Raw genomic sequence first — 18,497 nt, 5'->3', positions numbered from 1 at the left:
CGACGCCATGGTTAGTGTTTCTAACCAATGGCGACCGATCTCAACGCGCTCGCGACCTTCGTCCTGGTCGCCGAGGAACGAAGCTTCCGGGCAGCCGCGGACCGGCTGGGCGTGACGCGCTCGGCCGTCAGCCAGACGATCAGGCGGCTCGAGGACGCAATGGGCATCGCCCTCGTCCACCGCACCACCCGCAGCGTCGGCCTCACCGAAGCCGGCGAGCGTCTCCATGCCGACATCGCCCCGTCGCTGGCCGATATCCGCGCGGCGACCGAGGCTACTCATCAACTCGGCTCCGGACCGCGCGGCCAGTTGCGGCGGGCGGTCTCCTCGATCGCGGAGAGTTTCCTGTCAGGCCCGCTTCTCACCAGTTTCGGGATGGAATGCCCGGACGTGCAGCTGGACGTCCTGGTGACGGATGACGAGATCGACATCGTCGCCTACGGCTACGACGCGGGCGTGCGGCTCGGCGAGGTCATCGAGCAGGATATGATCGCCGTTCCCGTCTCCGACCCGCAGCGGCAACTCGCCGTCGGCGCTCCCGGCTACCTGGCGCGCCGGGGAACGCCGATCCATCCGCGCGAGCTCGCGGCGCATCGCTGCATCGGCTGGCGCCCGGCGCCACGAGCGGCTCCCTACCGGTGGGAGTTCACGGAAGCCGGCCAGGATTTCGCGGTTGACGTGAAGCCGGAGGCCACCACCAACGATATGGCGCTGATGATCCGCATGGCGGTCGCGGGCGGCGGCATCACCATCGGGCTGGAGGAAACGTTTCGCCCCTCCATCCAGCGAGGGGAGCTCGTTCCCGTGCTCGAAGAGTTTTGCCCGTTCTTCCCTGGGTTCTTCCTGTATTATCCCAGCCGCCAGAACATGGCGCCGAAGCTGCGCGCCTTCGTCGATCACATCCGCAGGAACCGAAGGCGCTAAAGCATCGGACCGAAAAGTGGAATCCGGTTTTCGGAAAATCCGATGCTTGAACAAAGAGCTGGATCGCCCATCTTGCGTCCGAACGGACGCACGGCGATCTAGGCCCGCTTGGCGAGCGCGTGGCTGGGATCAGCCGCGCCCTCGCTGTCGATCAAGCGCACCCTGCAATTGCTCGACGCGGATGGCCAATGCCTCCTTGGTCAGATTGATCCCTTCGGGCGCTCCATCAATCGACAAGAGCACGCCGCGCTCGGCCATTTCGAGCTGCTCCTGCGCGAGTTCCAGGTGCTTCTGCATGATCTGCGTGACGCGGTCCTTGGCCTCCTGGTCCGTATCCATAGGGCCCTCGCTTCTTCGCTCCTGATCAGGCGACGATCTCACAACCGGGGCGACGCGCCAAATAGTCTGCGGCTTCGCCATCCCGGTCCAATTCAATGGGAAGGCGCGGTGCCGTGGGGAGGCGGTGGCCCAAATTCCGCCCGGTCCCCGGGGTGTCAGGCGGAATAATCGGCGGCCATCGTCTCGTCGGCCGCGGTCGAGTGGGCCTTCAACGCCCGGAAGAGCAAGGTCAGCACGACGGCGATGACGAGGTTCAGGACCAGCGTGTAGACGGCGGTGTAGCCCGGGAAGACATGCCCGCCGAAGCTGAGCGGAAAGGTCGGCGTCAGATTGGACGCGAAGGCCATCAGCGTGCCGGCAACGATCCCGGCCAGCCAGCCGATCAGCAGCGCCCAGCCGTTGAACCAACGCGTATAGACGCCGAGCATCACCGCCGGCAGCGTCTGGATGATCCAGATGCCGCCGAGCAGCTGCAGCTGGATGGCATATTGCGTCGGCACGAACAGGATGAAGACAAGCGCACCCAGCTTGACGACCAGCGAAACCCATTTCGCCATCTGGGCCTCCTGCCGGTCGGTCGGGTTCCGGTTGATGAACTCCCGGTGGATGTTGCGGGTATAGAGATTGGCGGCCGCGATCGACATGATCGCCGCTGGAACCAGGGCGCCGATGCCGATGGCGGCGAAGGCGATGCCGACGAACCAGGCCGGGAAACTGTGCAGGAACAGGGCCGGCACCGCGAAATTATTGCCGAACTCGGCAAAGCCCGCCGCATATTCCGGCATGCTGCGGACGCCGGCGGCGATCGCGAAGAAGCCGAACAGCGCGAGAATGCCGAGCAGGAAGGAATAGGCCGGCAGCATGGCCGCGTTGCGCCGGATGGCCTTGCCGCCATTGGCGCTGAGAATGCCGGTGATGGAATGCGGATAGAGGAACAGCGCCAGCGCCGATCCGAGCGCCAGCGTCGCGTAGGTGCTGTAGGCACCGGTCGAGCCGGGGGGCGGCGTTTCGAGCAGGACCTTCGTGTCCGGCACCGCGGCGAAGATCTTGGCAAAGCCGCCGAGCTCGATCGGGATGATGATGATCGCGGCAAAGGCGGTGACATAGATCAGGATGTCCTTGACGATCGCGATCGAGGCCGGCGCGCGCAGGCCGCTCGAATAGGTGAAGGCCGCCAGGACCAGGAAGGCGAAGATCAGCGGCAGGTCGGCGGCAAGGCCGGTCCCGGAAATGCCGAGCGCGCCGATGACCACCTGGATGCCGACGAGCTGCAGCGCGATATAGGGCATGGTCGCGAGGATGCCGGTGATGGTCACGGCGAGCGCCAGCCAGCGATTGCCGAAGCGGCCGCGGACGAAATCAGCGGCGGTGATGTAGCCGTGCCTGTGGCAGACATGCCAGAGCCTGGGAAAGACGAGGAACAGGATCGGGTAGATCACGATCGTGTAGGGCACGGCGAAGAACGCCACCGCCCCGGCGCCGAAGGCGAGAGCCGGCACGGCGATGAAGGTATAGGCGGTGTAGAGGTCGCCGCCGACCAGAAACCAGGTGATCCAGGTGCCGAATCTGCGGCCGCCGAGGCCCCATTCGTGCAGCTGGTCGAGATCTGCCTTGCGCCAGTTGGCGGCGGCGAAGCCGAGCCACGTGATGAAGCCGAACAACGCCACGAACACCGTGGTGGCGGTCCAGTTCACGTCATGCATGACACGCTCCTGTCGGAGCTCGTCGTCGTCAGGCACAGGGTCTGGTCGGGCGAGCTAGTCCTTGGTCCCGAAGTAGACGGTGGCGGTGAAGGCGGCTCCGATCAGCACCCAGAGCATCTGGTACCAATAGAAGAACGGAATGCCTGCCCAGACAGGGTCGAGCCGGTTGTAGAACGGCGGCCAGAGTACCGCGATGAACTGGACGATGAAGAGCAGGTACCACCAGCTCCATCCGCCCCGACTTTCCCCGGAGCCGTTCATTCCGAACCCTCCCGACATCGTGCCTTTGGGCCAGATTAGACAGTATGCTCCTCTCGGGCATTGTCTGGCAATGTCTCTCCGAATACCTGCGACAACGAGAACAGATGCTTGCGGGCTTTGGAAGCGAACAGCATCCGGATCACGGCCCCTTGCTTGGTCATCGCTCCCGGAGGCTGGTATAAACGGGGCCTGCGCAAGCGACGGGTCGCGCGGGATACGGCCGCCAAGGACAGGTCCGTCGACGAACAGCATGTCCATGCGGGCCGAAACGGCAGGATCGAGGTCCCCGATGACGCGACATCAACCGGCCAAGCCGCAGCTTCTGTCCCGTGCCGAGCGCTACGCCGCCGGCAAGGCCCTGCGCGGCAAGGTTCCGCGCGAGAGCCATGCCGACTGGGCGCCCCGCTCCAGCAGCGACGCCGTCGCCATTCTCGCCGGGACCGATGACAGCCGCATTCCGGAGCTTCTGCCGATCCGCTACGAGCGCATGATGCTGAGCCCGTTCGCCTTTCTGCGCGGCGCGGCGGCCGTGATGGCAGAAGACCTGGCAGGTCTCCCATCGGCCGGTCTACCCGTTCAGGCCTGCGGCGACTGTCATCTCATGAATTTCGGCGCCTTCACCGCGCCGGAAGAGAACGTCCTGTTCGACATCAACGATTTCGACGAAACGCTGCCGGGCATCGACTTCGCCGTCGATCTCAAGCGCCTGGCCGCCAGTGTCGCCGTAGCGGCGCTCGACGCCGGATTTTCCAGGAAGGCCGCCCGGCTCACCGTTGCCGCGACGGTGAGCGCCTATCGCCGCCGGCTGCGCAGGCTGGCCAAGCTCACGCCGCTGGAGGCCTGGCATGCGCGCACCGAGCTTGGAGTGGAACTGGAGCGGATCGACGATCCGGCGCTGCGCAAACATGTGCAAGGCCTGCTCACCAAGGCGTCGCGCAATCCGCAGCAGGACAGCAACTTTCCCCGTCTGCATGCCGGGGCGGACGGCTCCTGGGGCATCGAGGACCGGCCACCGCTGATCTATCATCTGCCTGAGGAACGCGACAGCACGCGCTCGCTGCAGGCCCACAAGGTCTTCCATCACTATCGCGAGACCCTGCCGCCCGAGCGCCGCGTGCTGGTGACGCGCTACGGCCTGCGGGATCTCGCTTTCAAGGTCGTCGGCGTCGGCAGCGTCGGCACGTTCTGCGTCGTCGGCCTGTTCATGACGGCCGATGACGAGCCGTTGTTCCTGCAGGTCAAGGAAGCCCAGACCTCGGTCCTCGCCCGGCTGACGAAGAGCAAGAACCCCGGGCCGCCGCATCAGGGGCAGCGGGTGGTGGAAGGCCAGCGCATGCTGCAGGCGGCGAGCGACGTCTTCCTGGGCTGGGCTGATGACAGTGCCAGCGGGCGTCATTTCTACGTTCGGCAACTCAAGAACCGTCGCCTCGGATCGATCGCCGAAGTGGTGGAGGGCCAGGCCCTGACGGCCTATGCCGAACTCTGCGGCCGCACGCTTGCACGCGCGCATGTCCGCTCGGGCGATGCGGCGACCATCGCCGGCTACATGGGGGCGTCGGGGATCTTCGACGACGCCTTGACGAGTTTCGCGATGGCCTATGCCGCGCAGACCGCACTGGACCACGAGGCGCTCGTTGCAGCCAAGGGGCCCGTCAAGACAGCGCAGGAGCGAGCCAAAGCAGCATGAAGGGCCGCGCGGCCGGGAGCTTCGCTCCCGGCATGCCCTGACCTGACATGCCACATGGTGGCGGAATAGCTTGCCTCCACGATCTGGCGCCGGCCCGCCCGCCTGATCTCGTCGCGCATCCACGGAGCCCGTGCAGGTCATTGCCGGATCGACGACCGGCGCTCGATCACCCGTCCCAGCCATCCATGCCATCGCGGTCATGGCTCTTGCCTGCACCCGGGGCATTGCATCCTGACCACCTCATCTTGCCTCGGCGGGCCACCGACTGTGCAGGTCGTCGATGATGATGGAATGGGAATGGCGCGAACCATGCTCTGCAAGATGAGGATGTCCCGGTGGAAGCTCGGGATGGTCATGCGCAAGGGCATCCGCACTGCCAGCCGGCCAAAGCTGCGATGCGAAGAGCACTGCCGCCAGCGTCGCCAGCGCGAACAGGCCTGCCAGTGTCGCCAGTGGCAGTATCGCGCCGAGCCAGCCCGCAAGCGGATAGGTCACCAGCCAGCAGGCATGCGAGAGCGCGAACTGCGCGGCGAACACCGCCGGACGATCCTCGGCGTGAGCTGAGCGTCGCAGCAACCGGCCTGACGGTGTCTGTGTCGCGGAGTAACCGATGCCGAGCAGCGCCCAGGTGACCAGGAGCGCGGCCCAGCCCGTACCCGTCGCCGCCGGAGCGAGTGCCCAGCCGCTGGCCCAGAGGAGTGCAGCGAAGCCGCCAAGGACGGCAGCCAGAAAGGTCGCCGCCGTCAGCATCACCGTTCGATCTGCGACCCGTTCCAGCACACGCGGCAGCGTCAGCGCCGACAGCATGGACCCGCCGCCGAAACAGGCCAGCGCGAGCGCAACCGCGTTGTCGTCGAAGCCGAGGCGCCCCTTCACGATCACCACGGTATTTACGATGACGAGGGCGCCCCCCATCGCCACCGCCATGTTGAGCGCGAGCAGTCCGCGCAGCCTCGGCGTCGCGAGATAGATCCTGATCCCTCGCGTTGTCCGGTCGTAGATCCCGCCCTCGCGTTTCCTGGCTGGAGAGGCCGGCAATGTAAGGGAAAGGACGAGTGCTGCCGAGACGAGGAAGCCGATGACCGTGCCACCGAAAAGCCAGTGAAAGTTGATGACCGTGAGCAAGGCGGCCGCAAGCATCGGGCTGACGATGCATTCGAGGTCATAGGCCAGGCGCGAGAGCGAGAGGGCTTTGGTGTAGTCGTCCTCGTCCGGCAGCACGTCGGGAATCGTGGCCTGGAAGGTCGGCGTGAAGGCGGCTGAGGCCGACTGAAGCAGGAACACGGCCAGATAGACCTGCCAGATCTCGGTGATGAAGGGCAGCGTGAGCGCGATGGCCGCGCGCACCAGATCCATGGCGATCAGGAAGGCGCGGCGCGGCAGCTGTGCCGCAAACGCACCGACAATGGGCGCGACGGTGACATAGGCGATCATCTTGATCGCGAGCGCCGTACCGAGGACGCCGCCGGCCCTCTCGCCGGCGAGTGCGAAGGCGAGCAGGCCGAGCGCGACCGTGAGGAGACCGGTGCCGACCAGCGCGATGATCTGCGCAGCAAACAGGCGACCGTAGACGCGATTGGACAGGACCTTGAGCATTGTGAGCCTCAGAGGAACTTCGTGATCTGCTTGAATTCGTCGATCGGCTGGCGACGCTCGGTCGGCAGGTCGCCAAGGACCTCGTCGAGGCAGTGATCGAGATGATCCTGCACCAGCGTCCGCTTTGCCTGCGTGATGGCGCTCTCGACGGCCTGGAGCTGCGTCGCGATGTCGAGGCAGGAGCGTCCGGCCTCGATCATCTCGATGACCTTGGCAAGGTGACCACCAGCGCGCTTCAGCCGCTTGATGATCGCGGGATGGGATTCATGGATGTGAGGTTCCGACATCTTTTGCCTATATCCCCCCAGGGGGGATAAGGAAAGGCGTCCTCCATTTCGACGCGAGGTGTCGGAGTTTCGTCAAGAGTAGACCGCAGATTGCCTCTTCTCACGGCGCTTATCGGTCGTTTGCGGCGAAACCAGCCTCGCATCTCCCGCTTGAAGCACTGCCAATCCGATATCCCGAAGGGGTCAGATCGGCCTTGGACGCGAGCGCAAACGCCAGGCCTATCCTGGCCGACGGTGCAGGATCTTATCGATCGCCCTCCCCTGGGCGAGTTCATCGATGAGTTTGTCTAGGTAGCGGATCTCCCGCATCACCGGCTCGGCGATCTCTTCGACGCGGACGCCGCAGACCTTCCCCCTTATGTCGGCTCGCGCAGGATTGAGCCCGGGCGCCTGTGCGAAGAAGGTCTCGTAGTCCGTGTCCTTCGCCAGCTGACAGGCGAGTGCCTCCTCGCCGTAGCCGGTCAGCCAGTGGATGATCTGGTCGACCTCCGCCTTCGTGCGGCCCTTCCTCTCCGCCTTGGCGACCAGAAGCGGATAGACCTTGGCGAAGCTCATTGCGTAAATGCGGTGCTGGGTCATTACGTCCACTACCCCAGGTCGGCGCCGGCGCTGGTGGCGCCCGAATGCTAGCCCAGCGCCAACAGAGCAAACCCGACGCCATGGTTCAAGGTTCGGGGCGGCCAGAGCCGCCTCCAGCTCGCTGACGTCCTGTCTGCGCAAGGATCAGCTTCGTCTGCAGGCACGCGCTACCGAAGGAACCGCATTCCGACGCCTTGCGGGAGCGGCTCTGGCCGACTCGCACCTTGAACCATGGCGTCGGGTTTGCTCTCTTGACGCCTGGGCGCCCCTGGTGGCCGGCGGCAAAGGAACTGCGACCCCTCGGCGGCACCGTCTGAGCCAACCTTTCACCCTGACCAGCCCCCCCCAAGCTCGGGAGAACTTGCATGCGCGCTCTTGGCGTCGGCCTCATCGGCACCGGCTATATGGGCAAATGCCACGCTTTGGCCTGGAATGCCGTTGCTCCGGTCTTCGGCGATGTCGCCCGCCCAAGGCTCGCCATGCTGTGCGAGGTGGACGATGCGCTGGCTGCAAGACGGGCGCGCGAGCTCGGCTTCGCCGGGTCCACCGCCGACTGGCGCGCGCTCGTCACCCATCCCGAGGTCGACATCGTCTCGATCACCGCGCCCAACGCCGTCCATGCCGAGATGGCGATTGCGGCGCTCGAAGCGGGCAAGCATGTCTGGTGCGAGAAGCCGATGGCGACCAGCCTCGCCGATGCGGAGGCGATGCTCACTGCGGCCCGGGCGGCCGGAAAGGTCGCGGCACTGGGCTACAACTACATCCAGAACCCGGCCATCCGGCTGGCGGCGCGGCTGATCGGCGAAGGCGCCATCGGGCCGGTCAACCATGTCCGCATCGAGATGGACGAGGATTTCATGGCCGATGCCCAAGCGCCTTTCTCCTGGAAGAGCGCGGCACAATCGGGCCATGGCGCGCTCGACGATTTCGGCGTGCACGCCTTCTCGCTGCTCAAGGTGCTGGTCGGCGAGGTGGCGCAGGTCATGGCCGACATGGCCCAGCCCTATCCGACGCGTCCGCTGCAGGAGGGCGGCGCGCGGCCGGTCGAGACATACGACATCGCGACCCTCTTGCTGCGCTTCGCTTCGGGCGCGTCCGGGCTCGTCGCGCTCAATCGCTGCGCCTGGGGCCGCAAGGGCCGGATTTTCGTGCAGGTCTTCGGGGCGAAGGGAACGATCAGCTTCGACCAGGAAAAGATGAACGAGATCGAGCTCTACACCACTGAGGGACGCAGCGATCTGCAGGGCTTTCGCCGCATCCTGACGGCGCCTGTGCACGAGCCCTATGACCGCTTCATCCCTGCGCCCGGCCACGGGCTCGGCTTCAACGAGCTCAAGATCATCGAATGCCGCGAGCTCATGCGGACCATCGCCGGCGAGCCGGCTCATCTCATCGATTTCGAGACCGGCCTGCGCATCGAGCGCACGGTCGATGCCGCCGCCAGGAGCTTCCGCGAAGGAGGCTGGAGGGCGGTGTAGTTCCCGGCCTCGGCGCCGCAATCGGCCGTCGGGTTTGCGGTGGGTCCAAGCCGCGATTTGACATGCAGGCATTTACCTGCATAACTTGCCCTCGCAGATTGAGTGAGGACGATGGACGCTGACGACGTGTTCAAGGCGCTGGGGGACCCGACGCGCAGAAAGCTGCTGGACCTGCTCTTTGAAAGGAACGGGCAGACGCTCGGCCAGCTCTGCGAGAACCTGGACATGGCCCGGCAATCCGCGACGCAGCATCTCGGCATCCTGGAGGCGGCCAATCTGGTGAGCACGGTCAGGCGCGGCCGGGAAAAGCTGCATTTCATCAATCCGGTGCCGATCCACGAGGTCTACGAACGGTGGGTCCGCAAATTCGAACGTCACAGGCTCAGCCTGCTCCACGACCTGAAGAAAGACATCGAAGGAGACGAAGAATGACCACGGAAACGACCAGCTTTGTCTATGTGACCTATATTGTCGCGACGCCGGAGAAGGTGTTCGAAGCCATCACCAAACCCGAGGTCGCACGGCGCTATTGGGGCCATGAGAACGTCTCCGACTGGCAGGCCGGATCGGGCTGGCAGCATATCCGCGCCAATGACGCGCGGACCGTCGAGCTGGTCGGCAAGGTCGTCGAGGTCTCGCCGCCGTCACGCCTCGTCATCACCTGGGCGAGCCCCGCGCAGGCCGCCGATCCGGCGAGCCATAGCCGGGTCACCTTCGAGATCGACGACTATGACGGAATGACCCGGCTGACCGTCAGCCATGACGAGCTCCAGGCCGGCAGCAGCATGGCGAAGGGGATCAGCCAGGGGTGGCCGGTGGTTCTTTCCAGCCTGAAATCCTTCCTGGAAACCGGCCGGGGGCTCGACGTCTTCGGCAAGAAGAAAGCGGCCTGAGCCCTTAAAGCATCGGCCCGAAAAGTGGATTGCGGTTTTCGGAAAAGGCGATGAAAACACAAAGAGTTAGAGCATCGGCCCGAAGGGCGGAATCTGGTTCTCGGAAAGATCCGATGCTCGAACAAGGAGCTGGATCGCCCATCCCCGCGTCCGAACGGACGCGCGGCGATCCAGTGCCCATGGGCCACCTGGCAGCAGGAGAACGACGATGACCAGGCACTTTGCCGGCGGATGCGCCTGTGGCGCGATCCGTTACGAGACAAGCAGCGAACCCATCGTCGAGATCCACTGCCAGTGCAGGGATTGCCAGAAGCGAAGCGGCACGGGGCATAGCTCCTATCTGACCTTCGCCGGGCGCGCCGATGTGGCCATCGCAGGCGAAGCGAAGAGCTGGCGGGTGGCGGGCGACAGCGGGAACGACAAGATCCACGCCTTCTGTCCCACCTGCGGAACGCCCGTTTACCTGACATTCCAGGCCATGCCGGAGCTGATCGCGGTGCACGCGGCAAGCCTTGACGACCCCGGCCAGTTCAATCCGCAAATGGTCGCCTATGCCGTTCGCGGCCATGGCTGGGACAGGATCGACCCCGCGCTACGGGTCTTCGAGCGCATGCCGCCGGGGTGACCGGCGGCGGAGCAGAGCTTCGATGGGCGGCCGGTGCCGGTTTGTGGAGCCGCGTGGCGGCCGCCCAGCTGGACATATTACGGCCCGGACAGGGCCGCGGTCTCGGCAGCACAATCCGGCATCGGGTTCGAGCGCTTCGCCTTCGCTGCCTTCACTTCCGCCTTCGCCGCCCTGAGATCGGCAAGGAAGGCCGCATTGGTCTGGAGCCGCGCAACGGTCGCCGCCCCCATGATGCGCCCGGCATCGACATCGCTCTGCCAGTGGGCGTCGCAGATGACGCGGCTCTGCCCGAATTCGATGCCGCGCTTGAGCAATTCATTCGAGCGCTCGGGATTGATCTGCGCGAAGACGAGCGCCCATCCCCAGCCCGCGGCGGTGTGGCCGGACGGATAGGAGCCATCGGTCCTCAGAATCGTCTCCTGATCCGCCCTGCAGGTCGATTCGTTGTGAACGACGAAGGGCCGGACGCGGTTGTATTTGTTCTTCACGCCATAAGTGGAGAGGCCAAAATCGGACAGCATCTTCTGCGTCATCGCATAGAGGCGCGGGGTCTGCTTCTGGTCGATCCTGACACCCATCGCGCAGGAGAAATTGTCGGCCGCCTGCGGAAAGGCGAGATCGGCATCGGTAGAGGCGAGCTTCCAGCGGCTGGTGTTCCGCAGCGGGAGCGTCGCCTTGCGCGCCTCTTCGTCCCTGGCCAGCGCAGCCGAGTCCTTCTCGGGCGGCGGACCCAGCAGGACCAGGCTGTCGGGCAGTTCGGATGGCTTGAGATAGCCCGGCGCGATCTTGAAATGCGGATCTGTGACCTTGGGCTGGGCTTCGCCCGCTTGCGCAAAGGCCTGCCCGCAGAGCGCGATGAGCGCAACCATCGAAACACCTGCGGCCCGAACCGCGCTCGCCGTCATAGACATATCCATTCCTTTCGCCATCGTCGAACTCATAGGCAGACCGGTCAGAACCGGTATGTTGCCGCAACCGCGGGACCGTGCTGCGTCACATCGTAGGAAAAACCGCCCCTGCGATAATCGACATGGAGCGCCCTGTAACCGGCCTTCAACGTCAGGCTCTCGCTCCAAGCGTAATTGACGCTGCCCAAGCCCTGCCAGGTCAGGTGCGAGCCGACGCCGAAGCCCCCGACATCGCCTGCAACCGTCACGCTCCATGGGCCACCGAGCTTGATTCCGAGCCGGGCGCCGAGGATGAGGTCGGCCCAGATCTCGGAGTCGCGGTGGTCGATCCGGAGATTGGCCGGGCCCGGCAGGGCCTCCAGCTTATTGTTCAGGTTCCAGAACCGGACGCCGCCGCCCAGGTCCAGCGAAACGGCCGCGTCCTCATAGACGCGATAAAGGGCGGAGCCCTGCACGATCGTGCTCTGCGAGCGCAGCTTCAGCGCGGAGAAGAAGGGCCCGGGCAGGTTGCCGCCGGTCGTCACCTGCGAAAACTGGCCATCGACCAGGAAGCCCCAGCGGTCGATACGCATCTCTGCGGAGGCCATCATCGCGCCGTTCAATTCCTTCAGCACGTCGCGGAAGCGCAGGTGGATATCCGCGGCCGGCAGCGGCGGGAAGGTTGCGCTCTTTCCGTCGATCGCCGTCGCCCAGAGATAGCTCGTGATGGAGAAGCTTGGCCCTGAAGCAATGACAGGGGCTGGCGGCCGGGCTGGCTGCGGGAGATCGGACGCCCAGGCGGGCATGTATAATGCTGCCGACGTCAACGCGATGATGAGAGAGCGCACCGTTTCCCCTGACATTGATCTCTGGTCTCGTGGCCTGTCCGTGGCCTGTGTCGACCCGCCGCACGGGCGGAGCGACGGCGTTGCCGACCCTTCGTGCAGGCGGACCGTCCGCGGAAGCCGACGCCTCCGTGCCGCCGATCATGTCCCGACCGGCAGGCGAACTCCGTTCCCAGCATTTCGTGCATGGGCAGATCGCAGTCTTGCCATTTCGCGCCAATCGCGACCGGCTATTCTGCGCGTCGTTGGCGAATCCTGGGGTAGCCCTGCCCCAGGAAACGCGGCGCCCCGATGATCACGGCGAGATCCGATGGCTGATATCCCTTTGACGCGCGGCCAGTTCCTTCTGCCCTTCGTCGGAATTCTCGACGAGATGGGGGCGCCGACACATTCGCTCCTGGAGAAGTTCCGGCTTCCCTCGTCCCTGGAGGAGAAGAGCGACTTCTACCTGCCGCTCCTGCCGGTGCTGCGCTTCGCGGCAACCGCCGGGAGAACCCAGGGCATCGAGGATTTCGGCTTCCTCGCGACCCAGCGGCTGCATTTCCTGCATTTGAGAGAAAGGACCCGGGCGCTGATCGCGCACGCCCCGACACTGCTCGTTGCGCTCAGGCACGCCTGCCGCTGGGCGTCACGGGAGGATACGATCCTGAGCATGTGGATCGAACACCATGACGATCATGCGCGCGTCTGCAGCAGGCTCGCCGGGACAGATGGGCTGCTCAATCTGGAATACGCACAATGGATCCAGAATATTTTCCCGGTCTACATCATCCGGCAGTTTGCAGGGCCCGACTGGATGCCGGGAACGATCGCCTTCGAGACGAGGTACACGCCGGGTCCTGCGACGCGGGCCGCCTGGCCCAATGTGCAGTTCCTGTCAGGCCAGCACGCTGCCTGGATCAGCCTGCCGGTCTCCCACCTTGGTCTTTCCAACCGTTCGACCGACTCATTTGCCCCCCCGCACGATCACGCGGATGGTCCCTCGGCCTTTGACATCGTCGAACTGCTCAAGCTGATGTTGCCGGCCTATCTGGATGAGCGAACCCCGGCTCTGGCCGAGGTCGCGGAGATGGCAGGCGTCAGCGCCCGCAGCTTTCAGCGCAAGCTCGCCCATGTCGGCCTGACCTATTCGGACATCCTCGACACGGTCAGATATGAGAATGCGGCCAGGCTTTTGCGCGACACGGATTCCAGGATCATCGATGTCGCATTTTCGACCGGCTACACGGACCCGGCGCATTTCAGCCGCGCCTTCCGCCGCATTGCCGGCGTAACGCCGCGTCAGTTCCGTGAGCAATCGCGGCTGGGATGAGCGCGTTTCGAGGTGCCGATGGCGCGCCTTCGGCAATGCAGCATGGTTGCGATCCGGCCTGGATCGTCGCACCATCGCACCCGTCCTCACCGTCCGGATCGCATCTTGGCCCGCATCGACCTCCGCAACTCCTCGCGCTACTGGCACGACCCGCGGGTTCCGGGCCTGAGCTGCCTCGTTGCCGATTTCACCAGCCATGACTATGCGCCCCATAGCCATGACGGCTTCGTCGTCGCCGTCACCGAAGCCGGCGGCGCCGAATTCAAGAGCCGCGGACGCAGCGACGAGGCCAGGACCTCGAGCCTCCTGGTGTTCAACCCCGACGAGCCCCATTCCGGGCGGATGGGCTGGAGCCGGCGCTGGCTCTATCGCGGGTTCTACCTGACGCCACCGGCGATCGAGACGCTGAAGACCGCGCTGGGCCTGGATGAGACCGCCTATTTCAGCCGCAACACCATCCACGACCCCGATCTGATCGAGGCTTTCCTCGGCCTGCACCGCATCCTCGACCAGGGCGACGATCCGCTTGAGGAGCGCGAGCTGCTGCTGCGCAGCTTCGGTGCCCTGATCCGGCGCCATGCCGCGGGCGAACCCCGGCTGGTGCTGCCGGCCCGGGACCGCGCCAAGGCCGCCCGCATCCGCGAGATCATGCGGGAGCGTCATGCCGAGGACCTCACGCTGGAGCAACTGGGGCTGGAGGTCGGGCTGACCCCGTTCCAGCTCATCGCCCTGTTCAAGCGCAGCACGGGGCTGACCCCGCATGCCTATCTCACGCAGCTGCGCCTCAAGGCGGCGATCGGGGCGCTCGGGCGCGGCGCCACGATCGCCGCTGCTGCGCTCGACGCCGGCTTCTACGACCAGAGCGCGCTGACGCGGCATTTCAAGCGCAGCTACGGCATCACGCCGCTGCAATGGGTGCGCGCCGCGTCCGGCTGAAGCACTGGCAGGAAACGTGGATTGCGGTCTTCGGCAGAGCCGCTGAACCCGGGCGATCTGATCGCGCTCTCAATTTTCGCCAATAGACACGCGCCGCGCCGCGCCACTCTCGCCTGCAGGCAAGCCCCCGTCGGGGCTGCCCGCAAGGTGAGTTTCATGTCCCGCTATTACTGCCTCGATCATCCCGATGTCCTGACTCTGGCCACGGAGGTCGTAGAGACACGGCCAGGCCGGGTCGCGCTTTCAGAGAGCCCCTTCTATCCCGGCGGCGGCGGCCAGTTGCCCGATCGCGGCACGCTCGCCTGGACTGGCGGCGAGGTCGCGATCGCGGGTTTCGAAAGCGAGGGCGGCCGGCTCTGGCACATGCTGGCCGAACCGCTCGAACTGCCGGCGGCGCCCGTGGAAGCGCGGGTCGACGGGCCGTTCCGGCAGCTGATGCGGGCGCTGCACACCGATCTGCATATCGTGAATGCCGTGGTCTTCCAGGATTTCAATGGCGCGCTCGTCACAGGAGTGCAGATGAACGATGACGGCACGGCGCGCATCGATTTCGATTTGCCCGAGGCGGATAACGAGCGCCTGCGCACCATCGAAGGCACGGTCAACGATCTGATCCGGCGGGATTTTCCGGTGCGGCAAAGCCATGTCGCGGAAGCCGCGGCCTTCGCGGAGCCCGGCCTGATCCGCTCGCGCTCTGTCGCCCCGCCGCCGACGGCGGACGGGCAGGTCCGCATCGTCGAGATCGTCGGGCTCGACCGGCAGGCCTGCGGCGGCACGCATCTCGCGTCGACCGGGGCCTCGCCGCCGATCAGCATCCTGAAGATCGACAACAAGGGCCGGCATAACCGCCGGCTGCGCATCGGCCTCGCCGGCGTCGCGTAAGGCGCTCGCGATGTATCTCTTCCAGCGTCTCTGGTCGCAGCCCTTGCTGCTCCTGCCGCTGCCGCCGCTGTTCTGGGCCGGCAATCTCGTGCTCGGCCGGGCGCTCGCAGGATCCTTTCCGCCTGTCTCGCTGGCGGTCGGCCGCTGGCTCGTAGCGCTCGCCTGCCTGCTGCCCTTCGTTCTCGGCACGCTTCGTGCGCAGCGGCAGGCGCTCATCCGCGCGCGTGGCCTCGTCTTCGCCTGCGGCGCCTTCGGCATCGCCGGCTACAATGCGCTGGGCTATCTCGCCCTGCAAAGTGCACCGGCCGCGAGCGTCGCCTTCCTGAACTCGACCCTACCGCTGATGGTGCCGCTCGCCGCCTTCATGCTCGGCGTCGAGCGTGTCTCGGCCCGCACGCTGGCCGGCATCGCCATCTCCTTCGTCGGCGTGAGCTGGATCGTCGCGCGCGGTGCGCCTTCGACGCTGTCGGGCTTGAGCCTCACCGGCGGCGAGCCGCTGGTTCTAATCGCGGTCGCCAATTACGCGGTCTATTCGGTGCTGCTGCGCCGCCGCCCGGCCGATCTCGACCCGCTCCTCTTCCTGGCCGCGACGATGGCGGCGGGGCTCCTGGTGCTGCTGCCGTTCTGGATCTGGGAGCTCGCCCAGGGCGCGACGATCCCGATATCGCCCGGCCCGATCGCGGCGGTGCTCTATATCGGCGTCTTCGCCTCGCTGCTCGCCTTCATCATCTGGAATCGCTGCGTCGGTGCGCTGGGGCCGAGCGTGACGGGCGCCTCCTTCCATCTCGTCGCCCTGTTCACCGCCGCCCTCGCCTTCCTGCTGCTCGGCGAGCCCGTGCAGCCGTTCCATCTCGTTGGCGCGGCCTTGATCCTCGGCGGCTTCGGCCTCGCCGCCGCTGGCGGCCGCCCGTCCGTATCCCGACGCCCCGGAGAAGCCAGATCATGACCGTGTTTGCGCAGGAGGATTTCGCCGATCACGAGCAGGTGGCGTGAACGGCGATGACTGCGACGATCGCCCTGCTCGCGGAACTGGTCGGTTTCGACACGACATCGAGCCGCTCGAACCTGGCGCTCGTCGAGCGCGTCGCCGACCGCCTCGACGGCATCGGCGCCCGTGTCCGGTTGAGCCATGACGAGGGTCGCGGCAAGGCCAATATCCTCGCGAGCTTCGGCCCCCGCGCGCCGGGCGGCGTCGTCCTCTCCGGGCATACCGACACTGTTCCGGTCGACGACCAGAGCTGGTCCTCCGACCCCTTCCGGCTGAGCGAGCGCGACGGCAGGCTCCATGGCCGCGGCGCCGCCGACATGAAGGGTTTCATCGCGGCCTGCCTTGCCGCGGCGGAGAGTTTCGCGGCCACCGATCTCGCGCGGCCGATCCATATCGCGCTGTCCTATGACGAGGAGGTCGGCTGTCTCGGCGTGCCCGACCTGATCGCCGATCTGCTCGCCCATGAGGAGATGCCGGAGCTCGCCATCATCGGCGAGCCGACCCTGATGCGGCTCGGCGACCGCCATCGCGGCTTTCTCGGGTTCCGTACCCGTTTCGCGGGCAAGGCCGCGCATTCGAGCGATCCGAGCGCGGGGGCGAGCGCGATCTATCCCGCGGCCGATTTCGCCGGCTTCCTCAGGGCGGTCGGGCACCGCGCCGGGGCAATAGACCGCACGACCGTCAATCTCGGCCGGATCGAGGGCGGCTCGGCGATCAACATCGTGCCCTCCGCCTGCGAGCTGTTCTGGGAATTCCGGCCGGTCACGCCTGAGGATGCCGAGGAGACCGAACGGCTGGTCGCCGCCTATCTCGCCCGCGCAACGCCGCCCGACATCCGCCAGTCGACGCGAAGGCATGTCCATGTTCCGCCTCTGGCGAGCGCCGGCGACGAGCCGGCGCTCGCTGTCGCCGCCGCGCTCGGCGGCATCGGCCCGCCCTTCGCGATGCCCTTCGGCACGGAGGCCGGTTTCTTCCAGGCCGCCGGCATCTCCGCGGTGGTGTGCGGGCCCGGCTCGATCGCCCAGGCGCACCAGCCCGACGAATGGATCGCGCCCGCGCAGCTCGGGGCCGCCGACGCCTTCCTGGCCCGGCTCGCGGGCTGGGCCGGCCGCCGTCACTCCTGAAGGGCCGCGCCCACGATGCCGGTTTCGCCGGCGCAGGCGACCGGAGCCGGCGCGCTATTCGATCACGCGATCGGCGCGTTCGATCAGAGCTGGCTTGACCTCGATGCCGAGCGCCCTCGCCGTCTTCAGATTGAGCACGAATTCGAACACGGTCGGGCGCTCGATCGGCAGTTCCGCCGGCTTCGTTCCCTTCAGGATGCGGTCCACGTAATAGGCGACCCGCCGATAGGATTCAGCGAGCTTCGGTCCGTATGTGTACAAGGCGCCGGCCTCCGCAAAATCGGCCCAGGCCGAGACGACGGGAATGCGGTGTGCGTTCGCGACATCGACGATCTGCCGGCGGTTCGTGAAGGTGATCGGATCGGGAAAGACCACGATCGCCTGCGGCGGGTCGGCGGCCAGGCCGGCATAGGCCAGACGGAGCGCGTCGGGACCCGGGGTGGAAAAATATTGGATCGCAATGCCGAGCTTCTCAGCCATCTCGATCGAGTTGCTTCGCTCCAGCTCCTCTCCGGCATGCGTCGGACTTGCGATGATCGCGACACGATTGATCTGCGGCATCACTTCCCGCAGCATTTCCAAGCGTTTGCCGTTCAGCTCGACCGACATCAAGGTGATTCCGGTCATCTTGCGTGCGGGCCTGGCAAGGCTCTCGGCGAGCCCGGCCAGAACAGGGTCGGCGCTGAACACATAGATCACCGGGACGACGGCGCTGACCTTCTGAAGCAGGCTCGTCGCCGGACCATGGGTGACGATCACATTCACCGGCATGGCGGCCAGTTCGTCCGCCAAGGCCACGACCCGGTCACTGTCGCCATCGGCATAGCGCGCCGTCATCGTGAGATTGCGGCCCTCGACATAGCCCAGGGCGGCAAGCCCGGCACGCAATGCGTCGAGAAACGGGCTGACTTCGGCGACCCGTCCCATGGTGAGCCAGCCGAGATGGACGGCCTTGGGCTGCTGCGCACGCGATCCGAGCGGCCAGGTCAGCCCTGCGCCAGCGAGCAAGAGGACGAAATCCCGTCGCGTCATCGGCCAACCCTCCGGTGGCAGGGGCGCCATCTTGCCCGATGCGCGCCGAAATGTCGTCAGATGTCGCCGCTTCGCCCGCGGGGCGGGATGGCGTTCGCCTCCGCCCGCGAAATGAGCCA

At 66.1% G+C, this 18,497-nt stretch carries 20 protein-coding genes; 11 read left to right on the top strand and 9 right to left on the bottom strand.

Annotated elements, in window-relative coordinates; genetic code table 11:
* Positions 1-27 precede the first annotated feature (27 nt).
* The gene (locus AB4118_RS19360) at positions 28-924 is read left to right on the top strand and encodes a LysR family transcriptional regulator (protein WP_441491277.1); all 897 of its coding nucleotides are present in this window, start codon (positions 28-30) and stop codon (positions 922-924) included.
* Between the two features lie 129 nt (positions 925-1,053).
* On the opposite strand, the gene AB4118_RS19355 is transcribed toward AB4118_RS19360, so the two are convergent.
* From AB4118_RS19355 to AB4118_RS19345, 3 genes are all read right to left on the bottom strand, one after another.
* On the bottom strand, positions 1,054-1,263 hold the full coding sequence (locus AB4118_RS19355; protein ID WP_441491276.1) for a hypothetical protein: 210 nt from the start codon (positions 1,261-1,263) through the stop codon (positions 1,054-1,056).
* Positions 1,264-1,418: 155 nt separating this feature from the next.
* Positions 1,419-2,966, bottom strand: a complete 1,548-nt coding sequence (mctP, locus tag AB4118_RS19350; RefSeq protein WP_441491275.1) for a monocarboxylate uptake permease MctP — start codon at positions 2,964-2,966, stop codon at positions 1,419-1,421.
* A 54-nt stretch (positions 2,967-3,020) separates the two neighbouring features.
* A complete protein-coding gene (locus AB4118_RS19345; RefSeq protein ID WP_441491274.1) occupies positions 3,021-3,227 on the bottom strand; it encodes a DUF3311 domain-containing protein in 207 nt (68 codons plus the stop codon).
* 289 nt (positions 3,228-3,516) lie between these two features.
* Here AB4118_RS19345 and AB4118_RS19340 point away from each other — a divergent pair, with 289 nt between their 5' ends.
* Entirely contained in the window at positions 3,517-4,914 is a 1,398-nt protein-coding gene (locus tag AB4118_RS19340) for a DUF2252 domain-containing protein (protein WP_441491273.1), read from the top strand.
* Positions 4,915-5,154: 240 nt separating this feature from the next.
* On the opposite strand, the gene AB4118_RS19335 is transcribed toward AB4118_RS19340, so the two are convergent.
* The 3 genes from AB4118_RS19335 to AB4118_RS19325 all read right to left on the bottom strand — a co-directional run bounded on the left by AB4118_RS19335 (position 5,155) and on the right by AB4118_RS19325 (position 7,376).
* The gene (locus tag AB4118_RS19335; protein WP_441491272.1) at positions 5,155-6,510 is read right to left on the bottom strand and encodes an MFS transporter; all 1,356 of its coding nucleotides are present in this window, start codon (positions 6,508-6,510) and stop codon (positions 5,155-5,157) included.
* Positions 6,511-6,518: 8 nt separating this feature from the next.
* A complete protein-coding gene (locus AB4118_RS19330) occupies positions 6,519-6,797 on the bottom strand; it encodes a metal-sensing transcriptional repressor (RefSeq protein ID WP_441491271.1) in 279 nt (92 codons plus the stop codon).
* 219 nt (positions 6,798-7,016) lie between these two features.
* Complete coding sequence (locus AB4118_RS19325) at positions 7,017-7,376, bottom strand: DUF2200 domain-containing protein (protein ID WP_441491270.1); 360 nt, start codon at positions 7,374-7,376, stop codon at positions 7,017-7,019.
* A gap of 365 nt (positions 7,377-7,741) precedes the next feature.
* Between AB4118_RS19325 and AB4118_RS19320 the strand changes: the two genes are divergently transcribed.
* The 4 genes from AB4118_RS19320 (at position 7,742) to AB4118_RS19305 (ending at position 10,372) form a co-directional block, all read left to right on the top strand.
* Positions 7,742-8,854 carry a Gfo/Idh/MocA family protein gene (locus AB4118_RS19320; protein WP_441491269.1) on the top strand — a complete coding sequence of 371 codons (1,113 nt, stop codon included), beginning with the start codon at positions 7,742-7,744 and terminating at the stop codon, positions 8,852-8,854.
* Between the two features lie 111 nt (positions 8,855-8,965).
* Positions 8,966-9,286 carry an ArsR/SmtB family transcription factor gene (locus AB4118_RS19315; RefSeq protein WP_441491268.1) on the top strand — a complete coding sequence of 107 codons (321 nt, stop codon included), beginning with the start codon at positions 8,966-8,968 and terminating at the stop codon, positions 9,284-9,286.
* A complete protein-coding gene (locus AB4118_RS19310; RefSeq protein WP_441491267.1) occupies positions 9,283-9,747 on the top strand; it encodes an SRPBCC family protein in 465 nt (154 codons plus the stop codon). Before AB4118_RS19315 ends, AB4118_RS19310 begins: the two co-directional genes overlap by 4 nt.
* 208 nt (positions 9,748-9,955) lie before the next feature.
* The gene (locus tag AB4118_RS19305) at positions 9,956-10,372 is read left to right on the top strand and encodes a GFA family protein (protein ID WP_441491266.1); all 417 of its coding nucleotides are present in this window, start codon (positions 9,956-9,958) and stop codon (positions 10,370-10,372) included.
* Between the two features lie 77 nt (positions 10,373-10,449).
* Here AB4118_RS19305 and AB4118_RS19300 read toward each other — a convergent pair whose 3' ends face one another.
* Together AB4118_RS19300 and AB4118_RS19295 are read right to left on the bottom strand one after the other, a co-directional pair.
* Positions 10,450-11,283, bottom strand: coding sequence for an acid phosphatase (locus AB4118_RS19300; protein WP_441491265.1), 834 nt, complete (start codon positions 11,281-11,283; stop codon positions 10,450-10,452).
* 41 nt (positions 11,284-11,324) lie between these two features.
* On the bottom strand, positions 11,325-12,065 hold the full coding sequence (locus AB4118_RS19295; RefSeq protein ID WP_441491264.1) for a hypothetical protein: 741 nt from the start codon (positions 12,063-12,065) through the stop codon (positions 11,325-11,327).
* A gap of 349 nt (positions 12,066-12,414) precedes the next feature.
* Between AB4118_RS19295 and AB4118_RS19290 the strand changes: the two genes are divergently transcribed.
* From AB4118_RS19290 to argE, 5 genes are all read left to right on the top strand, one after another.
* Positions 12,415-13,416 (top strand): helix-turn-helix transcriptional regulator, encoded by a 1,002-nt coding sequence (locus tag AB4118_RS19290; RefSeq protein WP_441491263.1) that lies wholly within the window; start codon positions 12,415-12,417, stop codon positions 13,414-13,416.
* 105 nt (positions 13,417-13,521) lie between these two features.
* The gene (locus AB4118_RS19285; protein ID WP_441491262.1) at positions 13,522-14,352 is read left to right on the top strand and encodes an AraC family transcriptional regulator; all 831 of its coding nucleotides are present in this window, start codon (positions 13,522-13,524) and stop codon (positions 14,350-14,352) included.
* Positions 14,353-14,508: 156 nt separating this feature from the next.
* A complete protein-coding gene (locus tag AB4118_RS19280) occupies positions 14,509-15,234 on the top strand; it encodes an alanyl-tRNA editing protein (RefSeq protein WP_441491261.1) in 726 nt (241 codons plus the stop codon).
* Positions 15,235-15,244: 10 nt separating this feature from the next.
* On the top strand, positions 15,245-16,180 hold the full coding sequence (locus tag AB4118_RS19275) for a DMT family transporter (RefSeq protein WP_441491260.1): 936 nt from the start codon (positions 15,245-15,247) through the stop codon (positions 16,178-16,180).
* Positions 16,181-16,233: 53 nt separating this feature from the next.
* Complete coding sequence (gene argE, locus AB4118_RS19270; RefSeq protein WP_441491259.1) at positions 16,234-17,346, top strand: acetylornithine deacetylase; 1,113 nt, start codon at positions 16,234-16,236, stop codon at positions 17,344-17,346.
* 54 nt (positions 17,347-17,400) lie between these two features.
* Here argE and AB4118_RS19265 read toward each other — a convergent pair whose 3' ends face one another.
* The gene (locus tag AB4118_RS19265; protein WP_441491258.1) at positions 17,401-18,378 is read right to left on the bottom strand and encodes an ABC transporter substrate-binding protein; all 978 of its coding nucleotides are present in this window, start codon (positions 18,376-18,378) and stop codon (positions 17,401-17,403) included.
* Between the last annotated feature and the right edge of the window lie 119 nt (positions 18,379-18,497).

The sequence above is a fragment of the Allobosea sp. 2RAB26 genome (assembly GCF_052115465.1).
Taxonomy (GTDB): domain Bacteria; phylum Pseudomonadota; class Alphaproteobacteria; order Rhizobiales; family Beijerinckiaceae; genus Allobosea.
This window is presented reverse-complemented; position numbering and strand designations above follow the sequence as displayed.

Coding starts and splice junctions, on each gene's coding strand:
- AB4118_RS19360 (WP_441491277.1), top strand. CDS start 28: ATGGCGACCGATCTCAACGCGCTCGCGACCTTCGTCCTGGTCGCCGAG.
- AB4118_RS19355 (WP_441491276.1), bottom strand. CDS start 1,263: ATGGATACGGACCAGGAGGCCAAGGACCGCGTCACGCAGATCATGCAG.
- mctP (WP_441491275.1), bottom strand. CDS start 2,966: ATGCATGACGTGAACTGGACCGCCACCACGGTGTTCGTGGCGTTGTTC.
- AB4118_RS19345 (WP_441491274.1), bottom strand. CDS start 3,227: ATGAACGGCTCCGGGGAAAGTCGGGGCGGATGGAGCTGGTGGTACCTG.
- AB4118_RS19340 (WP_441491273.1), top strand. CDS start 3,517: ATGACGCGACATCAACCGGCCAAGCCGCAGCTTCTGTCCCGTGCCGAG.
- AB4118_RS19335 (WP_441491272.1), bottom strand. CDS start 6,510: ATGCTCAAGGTCCTGTCCAATCGCGTCTACGGTCGCCTGTTTGCTGCG.
- AB4118_RS19330 (WP_441491271.1), bottom strand. CDS start 6,797: ATGTCGGAACCTCACATCCATGAATCCCATCCCGCGATCATCAAGCGG.
- AB4118_RS19325 (WP_441491270.1), bottom strand. CDS start 7,376: ATGACCCAGCACCGCATTTACGCAATGAGCTTCGCCAAGGTCTATCCG.
- AB4118_RS19320 (WP_441491269.1), top strand. CDS start 7,742: ATGCGCGCTCTTGGCGTCGGCCTCATCGGCACCGGCTATATGGGCAAA.
- AB4118_RS19315 (WP_441491268.1), top strand. CDS start 8,966: ATGGACGCTGACGACGTGTTCAAGGCGCTGGGGGACCCGACGCGCAGA.
- AB4118_RS19310 (WP_441491267.1), top strand. CDS start 9,283: ATGACCACGGAAACGACCAGCTTTGTCTATGTGACCTATATTGTCGCG.
- AB4118_RS19305 (WP_441491266.1), top strand. CDS start 9,956: ATGACCAGGCACTTTGCCGGCGGATGCGCCTGTGGCGCGATCCGTTAC.
- AB4118_RS19300 (WP_441491265.1), bottom strand. CDS start 11,283: ATGTCTATGACGGCGAGCGCGGTTCGGGCCGCAGGTGTTTCGATGGTT.
- AB4118_RS19295 (WP_441491264.1), bottom strand. CDS start 12,065: ATGCCCGCCTGGGCGTCCGATCTCCCGCAGCCAGCCCGGCCGCCAGCC.
- AB4118_RS19290 (WP_441491263.1), top strand. CDS start 12,415: ATGGCTGATATCCCTTTGACGCGCGGCCAGTTCCTTCTGCCCTTCGTC.
- AB4118_RS19280 (WP_441491261.1), top strand. CDS start 14,509: ATGTCCCGCTATTACTGCCTCGATCATCCCGATGTCCTGACTCTGGCC.
- AB4118_RS19275 (WP_441491260.1), top strand. CDS start 15,245: ATGTATCTCTTCCAGCGTCTCTGGTCGCAGCCCTTGCTGCTCCTGCCG.
- argE (WP_441491259.1), top strand. CDS start 16,234: ATGACTGCGACGATCGCCCTGCTCGCGGAACTGGTCGGTTTCGACACG.
- AB4118_RS19265 (WP_441491258.1), bottom strand. CDS start 18,378: ATGACGCGACGGGATTTCGTCCTCTTGCTCGCTGGCGCAGGGCTGACC.